The sequence below is a fragment of the Microcystis wesenbergii FACHB-1317 genome, assembly GCF_014696875.1.
Taxonomy (GTDB): domain Bacteria; phylum Cyanobacteriota; class Cyanobacteriia; order Cyanobacteriales; family Microcystaceae; genus Microcystis; species Microcystis wesenbergii_A.
The window spans coordinates 1-3120 of sequence record NZ_JACJQV010000147.1; the positions used below are offsets into that span (position 1 = coordinate 1).

The 3120-nt window shown below is 45.4% G+C and carries 1 protein-coding gene and 1 pseudogene; both read left to right on the top strand.

What is annotated here, in order from left to right; genetic code table 11:
* The first annotated feature begins 175 nt into the window (after positions 1–175).
* Entirely contained in the window at positions 176–2746 is a 2571-nt protein-coding gene (locus tag H6F92_RS12645; RefSeq protein ID WP_190358094.1) for a TIGR03960 family B12-binding radical SAM protein, read from the top strand.
* A gap of 188 nt (positions 2747–2934) precedes the next feature.
* Positions 2935–3120 (top strand): annotated as a pseudogene (locus H6F92_RS26025) (IS4 family transposase); the annotation flags it as partial.

Consider the following 3120-nt stretch of genomic DNA (forward strand, 5'->3'; position numbering starts at 1 on the left):
ATAACTGATAACTGATAACTGATAACTGATAACTGATAACTGATAACTGATAACTGATAACTGATAACTGATAACTGATAACTGATAACTGATAACTGATAACTGATAACTGACTCGATTCTGGCTGCTATAGTAGAAAAGCACCCATTGCTGACGATATCTGAGGTAGATTGCCGTGACTATTGCTTTAGACCAACTGCTTACCCCCGACATTTTTCGACCAGCGCGTTATTTGGGCAACGAGTTAGGCGCTAAACATAAAGAATGGGCAAGTGCTGTGGTTCGTTGGGTGTTAACCTATCCGGAAGTGTACGAAGTGGGGGCATCTAACCTCGGCCATATTATCCTCTACAATATCCTCAATGCACAACCTCGCCAACTCTGCGATCGCACTTATTTACCCGCACCGGATTTAGCCCAAAAACTCAAACAGACAAAAACCCCCTTATTTGCCCTAGAATCCCGTCGTTGCCTCACCGATTTTGATATTCTCGGTTTTAGTCTTAGTTACGAGCTAGGAGCCACCAATATTTTAGAAATGCTCGACCTAGCGGCAATTCCCTTGACTTGGAGAGCAAGAGACTCAGGTAACTATCCGCTAATTTTTGCTGGGGGACAAACTGCCACCTCTAACCCCGAACCCTACGCCGACTTTTTTGATTTTATCGCCCTTGGTGATGGCGAAGAATTATTGCCAGAAATCGGTTTAATTTTAGAAGAAGGTAAACTAGCTAATCTAAGCAAAGAAGAACTATTACTAGATTTAGCCCAAATTCCAGGGGTATATGTCCCCCGTTTCTACGATGTCACCCCAATCGGTGCAGTTATCCCCAATCGTGACGATGTACCGCCAAGAATTTTACGCCGGGTAGCTACTCCTATCCCAGCCTATTCTATCGGTTTAGTTCCCTTCGTGGAAACGGTTCACGATCGCCTGGTGGTGGAAATTCGTCGCGGTTGCACGAGGGGATGTCGTTTTTGTCAACCGGGGATGTTAACCCGTCCTGCGCGGGATGTGCAACCAGAAGCAGTAATCGAATCGATTGAAAAAGGAATGCGAGCGACGGGATATAACGAATTTTCTCTATTATCTCTCAGTTGCTCCGATTATCTAGCTTTACCTGCCGTGGGTATGGAGATTAAAAACCGTCTCCAGAATGAGAATATATCTCTATCCTTACCCAGTCAAAGAGTCGATCGCTTTGACGAAAATATTGCTAACATAATTGGGGGCAATCGTCAATCGGGTTTAACCTTTGCACCAGAAGCGGGAACCCAACGAATGCGCGATGTGATTAACAAAGGGTTAACCAACGAAGAATTACTCAGAGGGATAAAAACTGCCGTCGAACAGGGTTGGGATAAGGTCAAACTCTATTTTATGATCGGTTTGCCAGGGGAAACCGATGTCGATGTCATCGGTATCGCGGAAACCCTGCGTTGGTTGCGTCGGGAATGTCGTTTACCGAAGCGGAAACCCCTCGATTTTACCCTAACTATCTCTAATTTTACGCCTAAACCCCATACCCCCTTCCAGTGGCATTCCGTCTCCACGGCCGAATTTATCCGCAAACAGGAGTTATTAAGACAGGAATTCCAAGGCATGAGAGGGGTAAAAGTCAATTATACCGATGTCCGCATCTCGGCTATGGAAGATTTTATCGGTCGCGGTGACAGAAGTTTAGGGAAAGTGGTGCTGCGCGCTTGGCAATTGGGAGCCGGGATGGATGCTTGGTGGGATAATACGGAAAAAGCCTATCAAGCATGGTCACAGGCGATCGAAGAATCCGGTTTAACCTGGAAATATCGTCAGGTAGAACAGGGAGAATGGAATATTTTTGCCGATACAGACAAAGATATTTTAGAGCGTCCTTTGCCCTGGGATCATCTGGATACCGGTATCGATAAAAAATGGCTACAGGAGGACTTAAAACGCGCCCTAGACGCGGCAACAGTCCCCGATTGTTCTTTTGAGGGTTGTTCCCATTGTGGCGTTTGTAGCGTCGATTTTGGCCATAATATCGTTATTGAAGCGCCTGCGATTCCCGCTTTTGCTGGACATTTTCAACCCAATCAAGAACGCGCCCAAAGAATTCGGGTTTGGTTTGGCAAAATTGGCGAAATGGCCTTAGTTAGCCACTTGGATCTGGTGCGTTTATTTGATCGCGTCGTCCGTCGGGCTGCTATTCCCATTTCCTTTACCGGTGGATTTCACCCCGGTCCGCGCATTTCGATCGCAAATGCCTTATCCTTGGGAGCAACCAGTAGCGGTGAGATTGTCGATTTTGAATTGACAAAAGTGATGGATTTAGAGACTTTTAAACAGCAGTTAACCGCACAATTACCCGCAGATTTGCCGGTGTATCGGGTGGAAGAAATTCCCTTAAATGCTCCTGCTGCCACCCGTTTGTTAGAAAAAGCCGAGTATTTGCTCACTTTTAATAGCGAGGGAATTGACTGCCAACAGTGGCAAAATTGGCTCGAGGCAATTAAGCAAGCAACGGTGATGGAACGGGAAAAAACCACCAAATCTGGCAAAAAAGTCACGATTAATCTGCGAGAACAATTATATGAATTAGAGTTAAAAAATGTTGACAAACAAGCCGTTTTGTGCTATGTGGGCAGTTGTCGCAATGATGGCACTTTACTACAGCCTGATCATATCGTCGAGATGTTAGAAAGGGTCTCCGGGCAGGAAATTTCGCTGCTTAATTGCCATCGTCAGCGCTTGATTTTAGGGACTTAACCATTGTCAACTGTTCCCTTTATACTAAACTAAGTAGGGTTGGCTGAATAAATCTAAAAACCTTGTTGGGTAAGACTTTTAGACTTCAAGGGGTGACAGAGGGGCTACAAGCTAGATAGAGCGGGGGGTCTAGCCAAACGACCCCCTAAAGAAATAGAGTGGTTAGGACAACCACTCAAAATTTTAAAATGTTACCTTCATTCTATCAGGCTTGTTTACAGGCGAACCTTAGCGAGGCGAGCTATTTGACCTTACAGCTCCTAATCCTGCTCTTACAAAGTCATCGGATAGTCCAACTAGAGAAACTGGCCGCTCTTTTCCCGCAACCGATAACCTTTGAAAGTAGAAGACGGAATTTGCCGAGATTTCTTAAG